Origin of the sequence: Advenella mimigardefordensis DPN7 (genome assembly GCF_000521505.1) — a bacterium.
GTDB classification, from domain to species: Bacteria; Pseudomonadota; Gammaproteobacteria; order Burkholderiales; family Burkholderiaceae_B; genus Advenella; species Advenella mimigardefordensis.
Map to the genome: position 1 here is coordinate 4,249,007 of NZ_CP003915.1, position 17,165 is coordinate 4,266,171.

Genomic DNA, 17,165 nt, shown 5'->3' on the forward strand with positions numbered 1-17,165 from the left:
TTCAAATGCGAAGGCTGGCCTTTTATCTGCCCGTCCTGATGTTTTTCCACTAGAATAAAACAAGTTCGTTTTATTTCAACTGAAACTTCAGGAAATTGCGATGCCAATATCGGAACACAAGATCATAATAGTAGGCGGTGGCGCGGGCGGCCTGGAACTGGCAACCAAGCTCGGACGCAAGTTCGGCCCTAAACACATTTATCTGGTAGATGCAGGCGTATTCCACATCTGGAAACCATCGCTGCATGAAGTGGCATCAGGAACGCTGGACATTCACCGTGAAGGGCTGTCTTACGCCATGCTGGCCAAAGACCATGGCTTTACCTTCGTGCCAGGCGAAGTGGACGGTATCGACCGGGACGCGCGCACGATTCATGTCAAACCGGTTTACAACGAAGGTGAAGAAGTCTTTTCCGCCCGGGACCTGCCCTACGACACACTGGTGCTCGCCGTCGGCAGCCGCTCGAATTTTTTTAACACGCCGGGTGCCGAAGAGTACGCAACCGCGCTGGACTCCACGGAACAGGCCGAAAAATTTCGTCTGAAATTTCTGCGTGAGCTGATTGCGGCCGATCAGCGCAAAAAAACCGACTCCTCGCAATCGCTGAATATTGCCATTGTCGGCGGCGGGGCAACCGGCGTTGAGCTGGCAGCAGAATTGCTTGAGGCTGGAAAAAACCTGGGATTCTATGGCATCAATGAACTGAATCCTGAAAACGATATTCACATTACGCTGCTCGAAGGCAGTCCGCGCATTCTCGCGGCGCTTCCCGAAAAAACATCAGCCGCAGCGACAAAACTGCTCAAGCAACGTGGCATTACTGTCAAGACGTCGGTGCTGGTCTCCTCCGTACAGGAAAAAAGCCTCACGGACTCCAACGATAATCAGTATCCCGCCGATCTGACGGTATGGGCCGCAGGCATCAAGGCACCTGCATTCCTTACAACACTGGGTCTGGAAACCAATAAAATCAACCAGATTATTGCTGACAAAACCCTGTGCACCAGCGATCCGGCGATCTACGCCATGGGGGACTGTGCCCAGGTTGAATGGGAGGACGGCCGCTATCTGCCCGCAAGAGCGCAGGTGGCGCACCAGCAGGCAGACTATCTGATCGGTGAACTGAGCGCTCGCATAAAAGGGACGCAGAGCAGCGGCAAGCCATTCGTATTTAAGGATTACGGCTCGCTGGTGTCGGTAGGACACAACAAGGGTGTGGGCAGTCTGATGGGCGTGCTTACCGGTAAAAGCCTTTTTGTTGAAGGCTTGCTGGCACGCCTGATGTATATGAGCCTGCACTTGATGCACCACATGGCGATTCTCGGTATTGCGCGTACCGGTTCGGTGGCCCTGGGTCGGCTGCTGCTCAAACGCAGCACGCCTAAAGTCAAGTTGCACTAAGCCGCGAGCTTATGCAGGTTGATAGGCCCGCTCCAATATCGCCACCGCATCGGTATAGACGGAAGCGCCAATGACACCTGCGCTTTCTTCAAAACGTGCGCGTACGAACGCCTCTGCCATCCATGGCGGCGCGTGCCGATAAAGGAGCGTGGCCTGTACCAGCAACACCAGGCGCTGCGTGATTTCGCGTGCGCGGGCCTGCTGTATGCTGGCGGGTTCCGACAGCCATTGCTTTAACTGCGCCATGGCCTGCGCCAGCACCGGATCGGCGCCACAGTCATCAGCAAGATGGTCCAGCACCAGCACCGCCCCCTCGGCATCCCGAGCAAACGCCCGCAAAACATCAAGGCACATGATGTTGCCAGAGCCTTCCCAGATGGAGTTGACCGGGGCCTCGCGCAGCAATCGCGCCAGCGGCGCATCTTCAACGTAGCCATTACCACCCCAGACCTCCATGCATTCGGCAATGGCCGCAATACTGCGCTTACATACCCAAAACTTGGCCGCCGGCGCAACAAAGCGCAAAAAGGCCTTCTGCACGGGATCGTTCTGCTGCGCCACAGCATGCGCCAGCGCCAGGCCAAGCCACATGGCCGCTTCGCTCTCAAGTGCCAGATCGCACAGTACCGACTGCATCAGGGGCTGATCAGCCAGCCGCTTGCCAAATGTCATACGATAGCGGGCGTGATGCATGGCCTGCACCAGCCCCTGGCGCAGCAGGCCGGCGCTGCCCAGTACGCAATCGAGCCGCGTCTGATTCACCATGCGCAGGATGGTAGGAACGCCGGCACCCAGCTCCCCGACCCGTAACGCCCAGGCGCCGTCAAAGGTTACTTCTGCACTGGCATTGGAGCGGTTGCCCAGCTTGTTCTTCAAGCGTTGAATATGCACCGCATTGCGGGTGCCGTCCGGCCGCCAGCGCGGTACATAAAAGCAACTTTGTTGCTCCTGCTCGTAAGCCAGCACCAGATGCGCATCTGACATGGGAGAAGAAAAGAACCACTTATGCCCATGCAGTTCATAGACCGGCTCTGCACGACCGATAGCCGTGGCATACGTGGTATTGCTGCGCACATCAGACCCGCCCTGCCTCTCGGTCATGCCCATGCCAATCATCATGCTGCGTTTCTGGCTAATCGGCGCATTGGTGCCGTCATAATCACAACTGTATAGCAAGGGCGCCAGTTGCCCTAACAAGGGCATGCCCTGCAGCGCCGCAACCGCCGCAAAAGTCATGGTGACCGGGCACAGGCTGCCGGCTTCGGTTTGTGCATGCAGATAAAACAAGGCCGCCCGCCGCACATGCTGGCCATTCTGCCAGGCGGCAGAATGCACACCCATCTCAAACAGCATCGCCAGCAGAGAATGCCAGGCCGGATCGAAGGTGACCGCGTCCTGTCGTTCGCCGGTGCGCGTAAAAATGGCCGCTTGCGGTTCGTTCAAGTTGGCGCGCTGCGCCAGTTGCAAAACCTGTTTAGAACCCAGACGCTCGCCATAACCTGAGCATGCCGGCGCCGCCTCTGCAGCAGAGAATGCATCCAGTGCCTCGTGCAGCGCCGGATCACAAGTGAATAGATTATAGTTTTCCAGATCCGGAACCTGATTGTCCGGCTGCATGAACGTCGTGGTGACCATGTGAGCCTCCGTAAGCAAGTGGATCACAACACACATCAGGCGGTGCGGCCCGCTGTTGGAAACAGGAGGCGACAAGCCGCCTGCACCTACACCTGCAGATTGACTGTAGCACACCTGACCACTGCGGGAAACAGCTCAGTGCCCGTCTCCACTGGCCAGCCTTTCAATAATGGGGCAGTCGGGCCTGCTGTCGCCATGGCAATGATCGGCCAGATAGGCCAGCTCGTTGCGGATGGATTGCAATTTGGCAATGTCCTCGTCCAGTTCGCCAATATACTGGCGCGCCAGTTGCCGCACATCGGCGCTATGGCGCGACGTATCTTCCCACAGACCGACCAGGGTTTTGATACGCTCAAGTGAAAACCCCAGTTCGCGGGCCCGCCGAATGAAAGCGAGTATGCGCTGGTCCTGCACCGTATATTGCCGATAGCCCGCATCGCTGCGATTGACGGCATGAATCAGACCAACTTTTTCATAATAGCGAATCATCTTGGCGCTCACACCAGTGGCGGCCGACACTTCTCCGATATTCATATCATTCTCCCGAAACCCGGCCGCTTACGCGGCGAAACGGCGCAAGCGCAATGCATTGGTAACTACGAACACGCTGGACAGTGCCATGGCACCCGCCGCAAAAACGGGCGACAACAACACGCCATTGAACGGATACAGCACCCCGGCAGCAACCGGAATCAGCGCCGCATTGTAGGCAAACGCCCAGAACAGGTTCTGCCGAATATTGCGCATGGTTGCCCGCGACATGGCAATCGCTTTGGAGACATGCGTCAGATCGCCGGACATCAGCACCACATCGGCCGACTCCATTGCAATATCGGTACCGGTACCAATCGCGATCCCGACATCGGCAACCGCCAATGCAGGCGCATCGTTAATCCCATCACCAACAAAGGCGACTGGTCCGTAGGTTTGCTGTAAGCGCCTGACAGTATCTGACTTGGCATCGGGCATCACTTCTGCAACCACCTCGTCGATGTTCAACTGTCTGGCAATGGCCTCGGCCGTACGTCGGTTATCGCCACTCACCATGACCACTTTGAGTCCCTGTTGATGCAAGGCCGCAATCGCTTCCGGTGTGGTATCACGAATGCTATCGGCAACCGTGATAACCGCCGCCAGTTTGCCGTCGATCGCCACATATAGTGGTGTTTTGCCCTCATCGGCCAGCCTGCTGGCGACTGCTGCAAAAACCGCAGGATCCAGCCTGTTCTGAACCATCAGTCGATCCGAGCCGATCAGAATCTGTTTTTCATCCACCTGGGCACGCAGACCCAGTCCGGTCAGGGACTCGAAATTCTGCACGGCAGCGATGGGCAGGTTCTGTTTCTCTGCAGCAGCAACAATGGCGCGCGCTATCGGATGCTCGGAACGGCTTTCTGCGGCAGCCACCAGGGCCAATACCTGGTCACGCTCAAAGCCTTCGGCCACCGTCAGGTCGGACAGTTCAGGAAAGCCGCGAGTGAGTGTGCCGGTTTTATCAACGGCGACCACGCGCACATCCATCAATGTCTGCAGTGCTTCACCCTGTCGGAACAAAATACCCAGTTGCGCGGCCCTGCCGGTACCCACCATGATGGAAGTGGGTGTTGCCAGACCCATCGCGCAGGGGCAGGCAATGATGAGCACAGCAACCGCATTCACCAGGGCAAAACCCAGCGCCGGTTGTGGTCCGAAGAACAACCATATTGCAAATGTAATTAACGCAATCAACATGACCGCAGGAACAAACCACATGGTAATGCGATCCACCATCGTCTGTATCGGCAGTTTGGCACCCTGCGCCTGTTCAACCATGCGGATAATCTGCGACAGCACCGTATCGGCACCCACACCAGTGGCGCGCAAACTCAGGGAACCGTTCTGGTTCACCGTGCCCGCCACCACCGTCGCGCCGGGCGTTTTTTCAACCGGCATCGGCTCGCCATTGATCATGGATTCATCGACAAAGCTATTGCCTTCGGTCACTTCCCCATCGACAGGGATGCGCTCACCCGGACGCAGTTCAATCAGATCACCAACCACTACGTCGTCGATGGCAATTTCACTGACCTGACCATCGCGCCTTACCCTTGCGGTTTTGGCCCGCAAGCCGGCCAGCCGCCGGATGGCTTCCGATGTATTGCCCTTGGCCCGGGCCTCCAGATAGCGCCCAAGCAGCACCAGCGCAACAATCACCGCTGCCGCTTCGTAATACACATTAACGGTGCCGGCAGGCAGCCAGCCAGGCACGAAGGTGGCTACCACGGAATACAGATAGGCAGCGGTCGTACCTACGGCCACCAGCGAATTCATATCGGGCGTCAGGCGCAGCAAAGCAGGAATGCCCTTCACGAAAAAACGACGTCCCGGACCCGCCAGCACGGCAGTCGTCAGCATGAACTGCAGATACCAGCTGTTCTGTGTCCCTATGTTTTCAGCAACAAAATGGTGAAATGCCGGAATGAGGTGCCCCCCCATCTCCAGAATGAACACCGGTAACGCCAGGAGTGCGGCCAACAGCAGATCCTGCCGCAATGCAAGCCTGTCGGCTTCGCGCCTGGCGGCCTCGGTATTGCTGCTTTGCTGGGGATTGCTCACCACCTGCGCCTCGTAACCGGCATGCACCACCGCCTGAGTGAGTAAGGCGCTGTCCAGACCGGCTGGCACACGCACCTGTGCCCTTTCGGTGGCCAGGTTGACACTGGCTGACTGTACGCCCTGCACTGCAGACAAGGCGTTCTCGACATGTCGCACGCAGGAAGCGCAGGTCATGCCGGCTACGGATAGTTCTATCAGCTGGCTTTGATTATCTGCCCCGGAGGCAGGAAGGCCCGCCACATTGCGGGATAGCGTTCTAGCGCTCATGATTCGCGTCCTCTTGAAGGAAAACCGCCGCTAATGGTGAACCAGGGCCGATTACGACACGACCCAGGCCAGTGCGGCGCGGATCTGTAACCGCAGTCGTTCAGTTCAGTCATGCCAGGAACAGAAAAGACAGCGGTAACAGTTTATGTTCTCCACTTTAAAGCTTACCATGATGGGAAGGTCAAGCTTTTGATGCGCATGCTGGTCTGAGGGTCTATCCAGGCCGGATTCATCGCGCTGATTCACGCCGAATTCTCCGGCTCTGACCTCCGGATAGCACCATTGCCACAATGTAGGTAAACTGACGCCTTCCTCACTCTTACCGGAAGTCGCCGACATGGATCTGCCCAATCACCAACTTACCATGACCGTTTTGATGACGCCTGACATGGCCAATTTTTCAGGTAACGTCCACGGTGGCACGATTCTGAAACTGCTTGACCAGGTTGCCTACGCCTGTGCCAGCCGGTACGCCGGCCGCTATGTTGTGACCCTGTCGGTGGATCAGGTTATGTTCCGGCAACCCATACATGTGGGTGAACTGGTCACTTTTCTGGCCTCGGTGAACTATACGGGTAATACATCCATGGAGATCGGCATCAAAGTGGTCACCGAAAATATCCGCAGCAAGCAGATTCGTCACGCCAACAGCTGTTTTTTTACCATGGTTGCGGTAGATGACGAAGGCAATCCGGTGCAGATTCCACCTCGCACGCCCGATAATGATCTGGATATGTGCCGCTTTGAAGCAGCGAAAATGCGCCGGGCGCTGCGCCAGGAACTGGAAGCGCGCTATGGAGAAATCCGCGCGACTGCCGGCTCCTGATAAAATAATCAGATATATCAATAATTTAGCTTGACATACCTGGAAAACACTGTTAATATTACCAGTTACCGTGACGTATTGGTAAATAGAAATTAGAAATATCAACAACCTAGGTATTTCAACAGAAGTTTATTTAGAAAATTATATTTTGCTCATCTGGCTGTTACTCGTTATTCACGAGACCCGTAACCCTGATAGCAGTTCATATTGAATCAATAACAGATTCATTAACTGAATCATTATTCTTACTAAGCTTGTGGGTCTTTCTCACGACACTGCAACGCAAGACAAACCTCCATATCGTCATAGTTATATTGCTGGTTATCAGCCCGGCTCCGAAACGCCCTGCGCCTAAAATGCTCGGCTTGTCAGGCCCGCGACTGTTTTCGCCCGCATTCCCTTAACAATTTGATGCGCCTGTACCCTCACTCTTACAACGATCTCCGGCGCAATCATGATTCTGCAATATATGTCGGCTACGCTATGCATAGCTGAACCGGATTGTCTCCGGCGCAGAAAATAAAAAACAATAACCTAATGAAAGGAAACCACTATGAAATTACTAACACGCTTCCGCCAGGAATTTGGCACTCAAAACGATCATAAAACGCAGCAGCACCCCGCCGTCAATACACCGGTAAAACCCGCCGGCTTAAAGCTGGGTATGGCAATGAACCAGCCACAATTTCGCATGCAATCTGAAAAATAATCGCTGCGCGGCTCGCTCACAACGGCGCCGGCAATTGATCTGAAACGCAAAACCCGCTGCCGGTAATGACACCGGACAGCGGGTTATTTTTTGACGCCGTCGTTACGGCGGACAGGCTTATTTAACCGCGTACAGGTACAGCTCTACACGACGGTTCTGGGCACGGCCCGCAGCAGTGGCATTGTCGGCGATCGGATCGTTGGGACCACGGCCTTCAATGCTCATGCGGCTGGCATTAACACCCTTGCCGCCCAGATAATTCACGACACTTTGTGCACGATTCACAGAAAGCTGTTGGTTGAATGCCGCTTTGCCGGTGCTGTCGGTATGGCCAACAGATTTAAGGCGCAGCTGCTGGCTTTCATTCATAGACTGAGCCAGGGCATCAAGCACAGGGAACAGTGCAGGCTTCAGATCATATTTGCCTGTATCGAAGGTTGCACCTTCTGGAATATTCACTTTCAGGCTACCGTCAGGCATTTTAGTGGTGGAGATGCCCAGTTCTTTGCCGCCGGCGTCATTGACACGACCCACGATACGGTCCCAGTTATAGCCAACAATGGCGCCACCAATAGCACCAATGCCAGCGCCAATACCTGCGCTTTTTGAAGAATCGCCTATCAGTGCGCCCAGACCGGCACCCAATGCAGCACCAACGCCAGTACCTGCCGCCGTGTTGCCGCCTTGCGTCGCACATCCGGCCAGCATTGCGCCAGCAACCAGGACTGCCGCGATTCGAGTTTGACGAATAATCATTGACTTCTCCTTATTGGATTTGTTTGCTGTACTAAAAAATCTGAATAACCAGGTTGAAAATCAGCCACACCACATATCCTGAGCCACATTCAGACCGGACCACAGCCCGGGAGAATCCTGTCTTATGACAGTCGCAATTATCACAATCTACCCCCGAAAGCGGGCCGAATAATCGTGACAACTTTGCTGGTGACAATACGATAACCGAGCAATCGCCAAAGCGCAAGCAATCATCGAAGCGTTGTAATATCCTGGCAAAGTCTTTGATGGAGCAACATGACCAGCTTGCAGTCAGGCTGGGTGGCCAGGCGAAAAGTGATTTGTTCAAATTGTCGGATACCCAATTGCGGGTGATTGAATTCCCGCAAGCCGCCTTCACGTTCAACCACCACCTGGCGTGCCCACCAGTGGCTGAACACCGGACTGCCCGCCAGCAGCTCGTCAATCAGGCCGGAGGTCTCGCCATCGTCCAGATAAGCGCCGATATCGGCACGAAACTCCGCCACAACCCGATTGGCACGGGTTTCCCAATCCACGACAATACCGGGCGCCTGCGCATCCAGAAAAATAAAGCGCAGCAGATTGGGCTGCGCCTGCGCGCTCATCCAGCCGGCAAACACTTGGTCCAGCGCAGCGTTAAAGGCCAGCACGTCCCAGTGCCGGTCCAGAATATAGGCCGGTGCATTAATGCTATCGACGCAGGCCTGCAGGGAAGCCATAGGGGCCGATACGACGGCGCTGTCATGGTCAGGATCACTCACATCGGCCAGGTCAAACAGATAGGCGCGCTCTGCCCGGGTCATTTGCAATACCGTCGCCAGCCGTGCCCAGACTGCAGGCGACACAGAGACATCGCGCCCCTGTTCAATCCAGGTGTACCAGGTCACGCTGATGTCACACAACTGCGCTACTTCTTCACGACGCAGCCCCGGCGTACGACGACGCTGCCCACCGGCAATCCCTGCCTGTTGCGGTGTGACACGATCGCGTACGCTGCGTACGAACGCACCCAGTGCCTGCTTGCGAAATGCTCCATGTTTCTCGGCCATACCACTCCTGCCAACGGCTGCGTTCAGCGCCGTGCTACCCCAATACGCTCATCAGTGAACGGCGCACTTCTTCTTCAGGCAATCCACTGCGGGCGATGTAATCCTGCAATTGATCCTGACCTATGGTCCCCACATTGAAATAGCTGGAGTCCGGATGGCTCAGATAAAAGCCAGACACGCTGGATGCCGGGTACATGGCCATCCCATCGGTCAACTGCATGCCGATATCTTCGGTCTGCAAGACCTTGAACATATCCACTTTGACACGATGCTCGGGACAGGCGGGGTAGCCCGGCGCCGGACGGATGCCCTGATATTTTTCGTCGATCAGCGCCTGATTGTCCAGATTTTCATCACCGACATAACCCCACAGATCCCGCCGGACCCGGGCATGCATGCATTCGGCAAACCCTTCGGCAAAACGGTCAGCCAGGGCTTTGAGCAGAATCGACGAATAGTCGTCCATTTCGGCTTCGAACCGTTGCTCATGCTTCTCTATGCCAATCCCACCGGTTACGGCAAACAGACCGATATAGTCCTTCACGCCAGTTTCCTTAGGCGCGATGTAGTCGGCCAGACATTTGTTGGCCACTCCTTCACGCTTGGCATTTTGCTGCCGCAAATTACGCCAGGTAAACAGCACCTGTTCCCGTGACTCATCGGTATACACTTCGATATCTTCGTGGTTAACACTGTTGGCCGGATAGAACGCAACGACACCGCCCGCGCTCAGCCAGCGCTGCTCCACCACTTTTTTGAGCATCGCCTGCGCGTCGTCGAACAGCTTGCGTGCCTGCTCTCCCACCACCTCATCCTGCAGAATCTTCGGATACTGACCAAACAGGCTCCAGGTCTGAAAGAACGGTGTCCAGTCGATAAACGGCACGATTTGCGCCAGATCGAAGTTCCTGAATTCACGACGCCCCAAAAACTTCGGCTTCGGAGGCGTGTAATTGCTCCAGTCGATCGCCGGGGCGCCCTTGCGCGCCTCTTCCAGCGGGATGATGGGTGTTGCCTTGCGATTGGCGTGACGTTCACGCACCAGTTCATATTCCTCGCGCACCTGCGCCAGATAGCTATCAACCTGCTCGGAGACCAGATTGGTGGCCACGCCCACCGAGCGGCTGGCATCGGGTACATAGATGACCGGGCCATCATAATGCGGTGCAATCTTGACAGCCGTATGTACCCGGCTGGTGGTGGCTCCGCCAATCAGTAATGGAATTTTGTTTTCACGGAAGTAAGGATCACGCTGCATCTCGGAAGCCACGTAAGCCATCTCTTCCAGGCTCGGCGTGATCAGGCCGGACAGACCCACGATATCGGCCTTCTCTTCTTTGGCCTTGGCAAGAATCTGCGCGCACGGCACCATCACGCCCATATTGACCACTTCGAAGTTATTACATTGCAGTACCACCGTGACGATATTTTTGCCGATATCGTGCACGTCGCCTTTCACAGTTGCAATAACGACCTTACCCTTGGCGCGTACATCGCCACCAGCCGCTTCGATCTGGCGTTTTTCTTCTTCAATAAACGGAATCAGGTGCGCCACCGCATGCTTCATCACCCGTGCAGACTTAACCACCTGCGGCAGGAACATCTTGCCGGCGCCAAACAGGTCACCCACCACGTTCATGCCGTCCATGAGCGGGCCTTCAATCACCTCAATGGGACGACCGCCACGAGCGGCAATTTTTTGCCGCACTTCTTCGGTATCCTCAACAATGAACTGGGTAATACCATGCACCAGCGCATGTGACAGGCGCTTTTCCACTTCCTGTTCACGCCAGGACAGATCCACTTCTTTTTTCGTACCGCTGCCTTTGACCTCATCGGCATATTCCACCAGGCGCTCGGTTGGGGTGCGCTCATCGGCCGGGTCGGTTTTGCCGACAGGCTCGGGCCGATCCAGTATCACGTCTTCAACCAGATCCCGCGTTTTCGGATCCAGATCGGCGTAGACACCCAGCATACCGGCATTCACAATGCCCATGGTCATGCCTTCCTGAATCGCGTAATACAGGAATACGGTATGAATCGCTTCACGCATGGCTTCATTGCCACGGAACGAGAAGCTCACATTGGACACCCCGCCGGAGATGCGCGCATGCGGCAGATTGTCGTGAATCCAGCGCGTGCCTTCGATAAAGTCCACGGCGTAGTGATTGTGTTCCTCGATCCCGGTCGCGACGGCGAACACATTGGGGTCGAAAATAATATCTTCCGGCGGAAAATCCAGTTCATCTACCAGTAAATGATAGGCTTTGCCACAAATGTCCTTGCGTCGTTGCAGCGTATCGGCCTGGCCTTCCTCATCGAACGCCATCACCACCACGGCCGCGCCGTACTTGCGGCACAGGCGGGCGTGCGCCAGAAACGGCTCCACGCCTTCCTTCATGGAAATGGAGTTAACGATGGGCTTGCCCTGCACACACTTGAGGCCCTCTTCGATCACTTCCCATTTGGAACTGTCGATCATGATCGGTACCCGGGCAATATCGGGTTCGGAGGCGATCAGATTCAGAAAGCGGCGCATATTCGCTTTCGAATCCAGCATGGCCTCGTCCATATTGATGTCGATGATCTGTGCGCCGTTTTCGACCTGCTGGCGCGCCACTGTCAGCGCCTCATCAAATTTTTCTTCGCGAATCAGGCGCAGGAACATCTTGCTGCCGGTCACGTTGGTACGTTCACCCACGTTCACAAACAGCGACTCATCATCAATATTCAGGGCTTCCAGACCAGACAGGCGGGTCTTGACCGGCACCTCGGGCACGGTGCGCGCCGGCAATTGCTGCACTTTCTGCGCAATGGCGGCAATATGGTCGGGCGTCGTGCCGCAACAGCCGCCCACCATATTCACAAATCCGGCACTCGCAAATTCTTCCAGCAGACTGGAGGTATCGTCTGGCGTTTCATCGAAACCGGTGTCGCTCATGGGATTGGGCAAGCCGGCGTTGGGGTAGACGCACAGCCAGGTATCACAGATTTTGGACAGCTCGGCGATGTACGGGCGCATCAGGGCCGCACCCAGGGCGCAGTTCAGGCCAATGGTGACTGGCCGCGCATGCCGCACCGAATTCCAGAAGGCCTCTACGGTCTGGCCAGACAGAATCCGTCCCGATGCGTCGGTCACTGTACCGGAGATCATCACCGGCAGTCGGATCCCGCGCTGTTCGAACACCGTTTCCACCGCGAAAATCGCCGCCTTGGCGTTCAGCGTATCGAAAATCGTCTCGATCAGCACGATATCAATACCACCATCGAGCAGGCCGCTCAGTTGCTCTTCATACGCTGCCTGCAATTGTTCGAAGGTAATATTGCGCGCCCCCGGATCGTTCACGTCGGGCGAGATGGAGGCGGTCTTTGGCTGGGGGCCGAGCGCGCCAGCGACAAACCTTGGACGCTCAGGTGTACTGTAGTTATCACAGGCCTTGCGCGCAAGACGGGCAGATTCCAGATTCAATTCATAGGCCAGATCCGGCAGGTCATAATCACCCTGGGCCACGAAGGTGGCACCAAAGGTGTTGGTTTCGATCACATCGGCCCCGGCCTGCAGATACTGCTCATGGATCTCGCTGATGATATCGGGACGCACCAGCGACAGCAGCTCGTTATTGCCTTTGACGTCCTGATGATGCTCAGCAAAGCGCTCACCGCGAAAATCGGCCTCGGTCAGCTTATAGCGCTGGATCATGGTACCCATGGCCCCGTCCAGCACCAGGATTCGGCCCTTCTGCAGTTCCTGCACAAAACGGGCACCAGAGGTATAGGATTCGACGGGATAAGGCAGGGCAGGATAAGACACGTTCAGGCTCGATCTAATTAATTGAATTTAATGCAAAATTGTAGCGGATTTACAACCGTTCTACCGGCAAACCCCTGCAAATGACAGGCAAATAGGCGCTGCAGGCGACCCGAATGGCTTGACAACTGTCAGTATCTGTAGCAATCCATTACAATCCTGCATTCAGGGTGCATTCACCGTGCCACGGCATGGGGTGAATGGTAAACGGGAAACAGAACGCGCACGCTGGCGCGCCAACCTGTGCTGCCCCCGCAACGGTAATCAGGCATTCGGCCTGCAGCCCGACATCGGCCCTGAAACTGCCACTGCGCTGCTTGTCCAGCCAGTATTTATTCGAACCAGATGTGCGGGGTCGCGCATCTTTACCGGTAAGTCCATATGAAGTCCTGTTTTGCCCCCACGGCATTGGCCCTGGCGATTCTGCCGGCCGCCGTCACAGCCCAAACGGCCACCAGTGATGCCACTGATACGCCGATCACTTATCTTGAAACCATTGTTGCCACGCCGGCGCGTACCAGTCAGGTACTGGGCGATGTGTACGGCGATGTCAGCGTTATCACAAATGAAACCCTGCGCAATGCCGGCGGCCGATCCCTGACCGACGTGCTGGCCCAACAGCCGCAAATACAAGCCTATCAACAGGGCGGCCCGCAAACACTGACGGGCATATTCGTGCGCGGCGCCGGCCCGCAGCAGACGCTGGTGATGGTAGACGGGCAACGCATCAACGACCCGGCAACCGGCAGCACATACCTGAGCGCCATAGATCCGACCACCATCGAACGGATAGAGATTGTACGCGGCGCGGCCAGCAGCCTGTATGGCTCTGATGCCATGGGCGGGGTCATCAACATCATTACCCGCAGCGACGGCCAGGACAAGCCGCTAAGCGTATTCGGCAATATCGGCGTGGGCACCCACAGCCTGTTCAAGGCCAGCGTCGGCGTCTCCGGCGCCAGCAACGGCTGGGACTATCGTCTGGCAGGCAGCTACGCCAGCAGCGACGGTTTTAACGCCACCCGTGAAAAACTGGGCACATTTACCTACAACCCGGATCACGACGGCTACGAACAAGCCTCTTTATCCGGCGCAGTGGGCTACACCTGGAAGCCCGGCAACCGCCTGGGCGTGTCGTTCTATAATGGCTACACCCATGGCGACTTCGATAGCGGCGCCTATGACACCAACACCTTCGGCATCATGCGCCAGCAATCGGTCGCCGTCACCAGCAATAACCAGTTAACCGACTGGTGGGACAGCGTGCTGCAGGTCAGCGTCAACCGCAATCTTTACGACTCGCGCGCTTCCTATGGCAATTCGGTGCTGGGCAGCATACAGCGCACCTACTCCTGGCAGAACAATTTCGCCATCAACCGTGAGAACAAACTGTCGCTGGTGCTGGAACGCAAGGATGAAAGCATCTTTGGCACCACCACCTACGAACAGGACAAACGCCATACCAACGCGGTGGGGCTGATTTACCGAGGCGACTTTAATCGTCATCATGTCCAGGCCAGCCTGCGCAACGACAACGTCTCGGGCTATGGCAGCAAAACAACCGGCAGCCTGGGTTACGATTTCGATATCACACCTGAATGGTCTGTCGGCGTGGCAGGCAACACCGGCTATCGCGTGCCGACCTTCGCAGACTTGTATACGCCGCTGAGCTTTGGCTATCAGGGCAATCCGAATCTGAAACCGGAAACATCACGCAATATTGAATTGCGCACCGCATGGCGCACTGAATCTACCAGCGTTTCAGTCAACGCCTGGCAGACCAAGTATCGCGATTTGATCAATGGCTATGTTTGTGATGAAATGTACAACTGCACGGCCGAAAACGTCGACAGGGCAACAGTTCGCGGCATTTCTCTGAATGCCGAGCATCGTTTCGACAATACCCGCATCTACGCAGGTGCGGATTTCATGAACCCGAAAGACGATGAGAGCGGCAATCGTCTGATCCGCCGTGCCAAACACGTTTATCGTATCGGGGCCAGCCATACTTTCGGACAGGCCACAGTGGGCGCAGACTTCACCCATACCGGTTCACGTTATGACGACAAGAACAATACACGTGAAAAGCGACTGGGCAGCTATGGCGTGCTGAACCTGCATGCCAGCTATGCCTTCACCAAAAATCTGGAAGCCCAGGTATACTGGAACAACGTGCTGGACAAGAAATATGAAACGGCCTATGGCTATAACTCAGCCGGTTCCAATATCTTTCTGAACCTTGCATTCCGGATGTAAAACATGTCCCGCCGCAAGCACGCCGCTTTCCTGTCCATGACAGATGCAATAAAAGGTGCTCTGCTTGCGGCGCTCTTGTGCTCCAGTGCACTGGTGGCTGATCCTGCAGCAGCGACGGAAAAAAAAGCAGTCAGCTTATCACCCCACCTCACAGAACTCGCCTATGCGGCAGGTGCCGGCAACCATCTGCTGGGCGTTGCCGAAGGCAGCAACTACCCACCGGCTGCCAGCGCGCTACCACAAGTAGGCAGCGGCGTTGCGCCCAACGCTGAGCGTATTGCGCTGTTACAGCCCGATGTGATTCTGGCCTGGGGATATAAGGACAGCAAGGATCTGTATCCGAACCTGCGTAAACTGAATATACCCATTTTTTATCAGGCGCCGACCAGCCTGGACGATATTACAGATGACATTGAGAAACTGGGCGCACTGTTCAACACCCAGGCGAGCGCCAATGCCACCGCGCAGCAATTACGAGAGATACTGAGCTCTACGCGCGAGCGTTACCAGCATGCGGCAAAGATAAACATTTTCGTATTGGTTAGCCAGGAGCCTTTGTATACGCTGGGTGCGCGCTCGTTTGTGGTGGATGCCCTGCACGCCTGTGGCGCCGAATCAGCCTTTGAAAACGTGTCTGCGCCGGCACCCATAGTCAGCAAAGAACAGCTGCTGCTCGCACACCCGCAGGCCGTGCTTTTTGCAGCAAAAAACGTCACCGCCGAAAGCAAGGTGCTTGGCGCTTATTTTTCTTCAATGGGCTTGCGCTTGCAGGCCGATCAGCTGCTGGGCATGAACCCGGACATTATCTTTCGCCCGACAGACCGGCTGATTCGCGCACTGCCTGCGCTGTGCAGCGATATAGACCGGATCAGGCGTCGCCTTGCTCCAGTTGCTTCTGTATCGCCTTTGCCGCCACCACACCATCGGCCATCGATGTAACCACACAGGGGTGCTGCCGGTGCGTGACCTCGCCAATCGCGTAAATACCAGGCAGATTGGTTTGTGTTGTCGCAAAATCGGTACGCACATAACCGAGTTCATTGCAATCGAGGCCCAGGTCCTGCATGCCCTGCAAACGCGCACGAAAACCGTAAAGTACCAGCACGGCATCGTAGCTGCGACCATTCACCTGGCGCGTCTCGGGATCAAAGGTATAGGCACCGGTGGTGATATCCGACTCATTCAGGAACTTCATCCAATGGCGCTGACAGCGTAGCGTACGCGCATAAATATGTACAGACTTGGCGCCGCGTTCCTTCAGAAACAGGGCGTTTTCGAAAGCATTATCGCCCCCACCCAGAATGGCCACATCCTTAAGCGCAAATTCATAATTGGCCACATGTTTGCCGGGGCCGACAAGCACATCATCGTAAGCCTCCCGCTCCCATTCAGGCGGTCGCCTTGGCTCTACCCCACTTGCAATCACCACATAGCGCGCATGCAATGGCAGATCTGCACCGAAATACACCTTGAAATGCTCTTGACCGCCCTGCTGCGCTGCTTCGCGTTCGATCCGCGTCACATGTGAATTGAGCAGCACCGGTACACGGGCACTATCCAGGCTTAGTTTGATGCGGGCCGCGACTTCTTCGCCGGTCAGGCCGGGCGCCGTCACATTCCAGGTGTCCTCAAACGGATTACTGGCGCTTAAACCGCCGGCGCGTCCGCTGGACTCGATGATCAGGGGGGAGAATCCCATATGGGCCAGCCACACCGCGCAGGAAGCCCCTGCCGGGCCCGCGCCAATTACTATGGCATCATAGACAGCCTGCTGCATTTTCAGGAAAAATCCTCGTTTAATCATGAATTTATCTAAACAGGGCTTATTGTACCCCCGGCTGGCGTCCTAAAACACTACAATA

Annotated in this window: 12 protein-coding genes and 1 riboswitch; of the genes, 5 read left to right on the forward strand and 7 right to left on the reverse strand. The window is 55.9% G+C overall.

Annotation, left to right across the window (positions count from 1 at the left end; translation table 11 throughout):
• Window positions 1-100: 100 nt before the first annotated feature.
• Window positions 101-1,402 carry an NAD(P)/FAD-dependent oxidoreductase gene (locus MIM_RS19520; protein WP_025374447.1) on the forward strand — a complete coding sequence of 434 codons (1,302 nt, stop codon included), beginning with the start codon at window positions 101-103 and terminating at the stop codon, window positions 1,400-1,402.
• Window positions 1,403-1,411: 9 nt separating this feature from the next.
• Here MIM_RS19520 and MIM_RS19525 read toward each other — a convergent pair whose 3' ends face one another.
• The 3 genes from MIM_RS19525 to MIM_RS19535 all read right to left on the reverse strand — a co-directional run bounded on the left by MIM_RS19525 (window position 1,412) and on the right by MIM_RS19535 (window position 5,899).
• Entirely contained in the window at window positions 1,412-3,037 is a 1,626-nt protein-coding gene (locus MIM_RS19525) for an acyl-CoA dehydrogenase family protein (RefSeq protein ID WP_025374448.1), read from the reverse strand.
• 135 nt (window positions 3,038-3,172) lie between these two features.
• The gene (cueR, locus tag MIM_RS19530; RefSeq protein WP_025374449.1) at window positions 3,173-3,571 is read right to left on the reverse strand and encodes a Cu(I)-responsive transcriptional regulator; all 399 of its coding nucleotides are present in this window, start codon (window positions 3,569-3,571) and stop codon (window positions 3,173-3,175) included.
• A 24-nt stretch (window positions 3,572-3,595) separates the two neighbouring features.
• Window positions 3,596-5,899, reverse strand: coding sequence for a heavy metal translocating P-type ATPase (locus tag MIM_RS19535; protein WP_084459047.1), 2,304 nt, complete (start codon window positions 5,897-5,899; stop codon window positions 3,596-3,598).
• Window positions 5,900-6,236: 337 nt separating this feature from the next.
• Here MIM_RS19535 and MIM_RS19540 point away from each other — a divergent pair, with 337 nt between their 5' ends.
• Both MIM_RS19540 and MIM_RS23275 read left to right on the forward strand, forming a co-directional pair.
• Window positions 6,237-6,725: an acyl-CoA thioesterase gene (locus MIM_RS19540; RefSeq protein ID WP_025374451.1), complete on the forward strand. Its 489-nt coding sequence runs from the start codon at window positions 6,237-6,239 to the stop codon at window positions 6,723-6,725.
• A gap of 553 nt (window positions 6,726-7,278) precedes the next feature.
• A complete protein-coding gene (locus MIM_RS23275; protein ID WP_158318758.1) occupies window positions 7,279-7,434 on the forward strand; it encodes a hypothetical protein in 156 nt (51 codons plus the stop codon).
• Between the two features lie 117 nt (window positions 7,435-7,551).
• On the opposite strand, the gene MIM_RS19545 is transcribed toward MIM_RS23275, so the two are convergent.
• From MIM_RS19545 to metH, 3 genes are all read right to left on the reverse strand, one after another.
• The gene (locus tag MIM_RS19545) at window positions 7,552-8,190 is read right to left on the reverse strand and encodes an OmpA family protein (RefSeq protein ID WP_025374452.1); all 639 of its coding nucleotides are present in this window, start codon (window positions 8,188-8,190) and stop codon (window positions 7,552-7,554) included.
• 230 nt (window positions 8,191-8,420) lie between these two features.
• Window positions 8,421-9,239 carry a helix-turn-helix transcriptional regulator gene (locus tag MIM_RS19550; RefSeq protein WP_042070601.1) on the reverse strand — a complete coding sequence of 273 codons (819 nt, stop codon included), beginning with the start codon at window positions 9,237-9,239 and terminating at the stop codon, window positions 8,421-8,423.
• Between the two features lie 34 nt (window positions 9,240-9,273).
• Window positions 9,274-13,050 carry a methionine synthase gene (gene metH, locus MIM_RS19555; RefSeq protein ID WP_025374454.1) on the reverse strand — a complete coding sequence of 1,259 codons (3,777 nt, stop codon included), beginning with the start codon at window positions 13,048-13,050 and terminating at the stop codon, window positions 9,274-9,276.
• Between the two features lie 148 nt (window positions 13,051-13,198).
• Window positions 13,199-13,360: riboswitch (cobalamin riboswitch) on the forward strand.
• A gap of 68 nt (window positions 13,361-13,428) precedes the next feature.
• Here metH and MIM_RS19565 point away from each other — a divergent pair.
• Both MIM_RS19565 and MIM_RS19570 read left to right on the forward strand, forming a co-directional pair.
• Window positions 13,429-15,303, forward strand: a complete 1,875-nt coding sequence (locus MIM_RS19565; protein WP_025374456.1) for a TonB-dependent receptor domain-containing protein — start codon at window positions 13,429-13,431, stop codon at window positions 15,301-15,303.
• Window positions 15,304-15,306: 3 nt separating this feature from the next.
• Window positions 15,307-16,242 carry a helical backbone metal receptor gene (locus MIM_RS19570; RefSeq protein ID WP_025374457.1) on the forward strand — a complete coding sequence of 312 codons (936 nt, stop codon included), beginning with the start codon at window positions 15,307-15,309 and terminating at the stop codon, window positions 16,240-16,242.
• Here MIM_RS19570 and MIM_RS19575 read toward each other — a convergent pair.
• On the reverse strand, window positions 16,172-17,107 hold the full coding sequence (locus MIM_RS19575) for an NAD(P)/FAD-dependent oxidoreductase (RefSeq protein WP_245592778.1): 936 nt from the start codon (window positions 17,105-17,107) through the stop codon (window positions 16,172-16,174). The genes MIM_RS19570 and MIM_RS19575 overlap by 71 nt on opposite strands.
• Between the last annotated feature and the right edge of the window lie 58 nt (window positions 17,108-17,165).

Bases quoted from the DNA above. Each gene is read 5' to 3' on its own strand.
- cueR (WP_025374449.1), bottom strand. From the start codon at position 3,571: ATGAATATCGGAGAAGTGTCGGCCGCCACTGGTGTGAGCGCCAAGATG.
- MIM_RS19550 (WP_042070601.1), bottom strand. From the start codon at position 9,239: ATGGCCGAGAAACATGGAGCATTTCGCAAGCAGGCACTGGGTGCGTTC.
- MIM_RS19575 (WP_245592778.1), bottom strand. From the start codon at position 17,107: ATGATTAAACGAGGATTTTTCCTGAAAATGCAGCAGGCTGTCTATGAT.
- MIM_RS19520 (WP_025374447.1), top strand. From the start codon at position 101: ATGCCAATATCGGAACACAAGATCATAATAGTAGGCGGTGGCGCGGGC.
- MIM_RS19545 (WP_025374452.1), bottom strand. From the start codon at position 8,190: ATGATTATTCGTCAAACTCGAATCGCGGCAGTCCTGGTTGCTGGCGCA.
- MIM_RS19540 (WP_025374451.1), top strand. From the start codon at position 6,237: ATGGATCTGCCCAATCACCAACTTACCATGACCGTTTTGATGACGCCT.
- MIM_RS19525 (WP_025374448.1), bottom strand. From the start codon at position 3,037: ATGGTCACCACGACGTTCATGCAGCCGGACAATCAGGTTCCGGATCTG.
- MIM_RS19570 (WP_025374457.1), top strand. From the start codon at position 15,307: ATGTCCCGCCGCAAGCACGCCGCTTTCCTGTCCATGACAGATGCAATA.
- MIM_RS19565 (WP_025374456.1), top strand. From the start codon at position 13,429: ATGAAGTCCTGTTTTGCCCCCACGGCATTGGCCCTGGCGATTCTGCCG.
- MIM_RS23275 (WP_158318758.1), top strand. From the start codon at position 7,279: ATGAAATTACTAACACGCTTCCGCCAGGAATTTGGCACTCAAAACGAT.
- MIM_RS19535 (WP_084459047.1), bottom strand. From the start codon at position 5,899: ATGAGCGCTAGAACGCTATCCCGCAATGTGGCGGGCCTTCCTGCCTCC.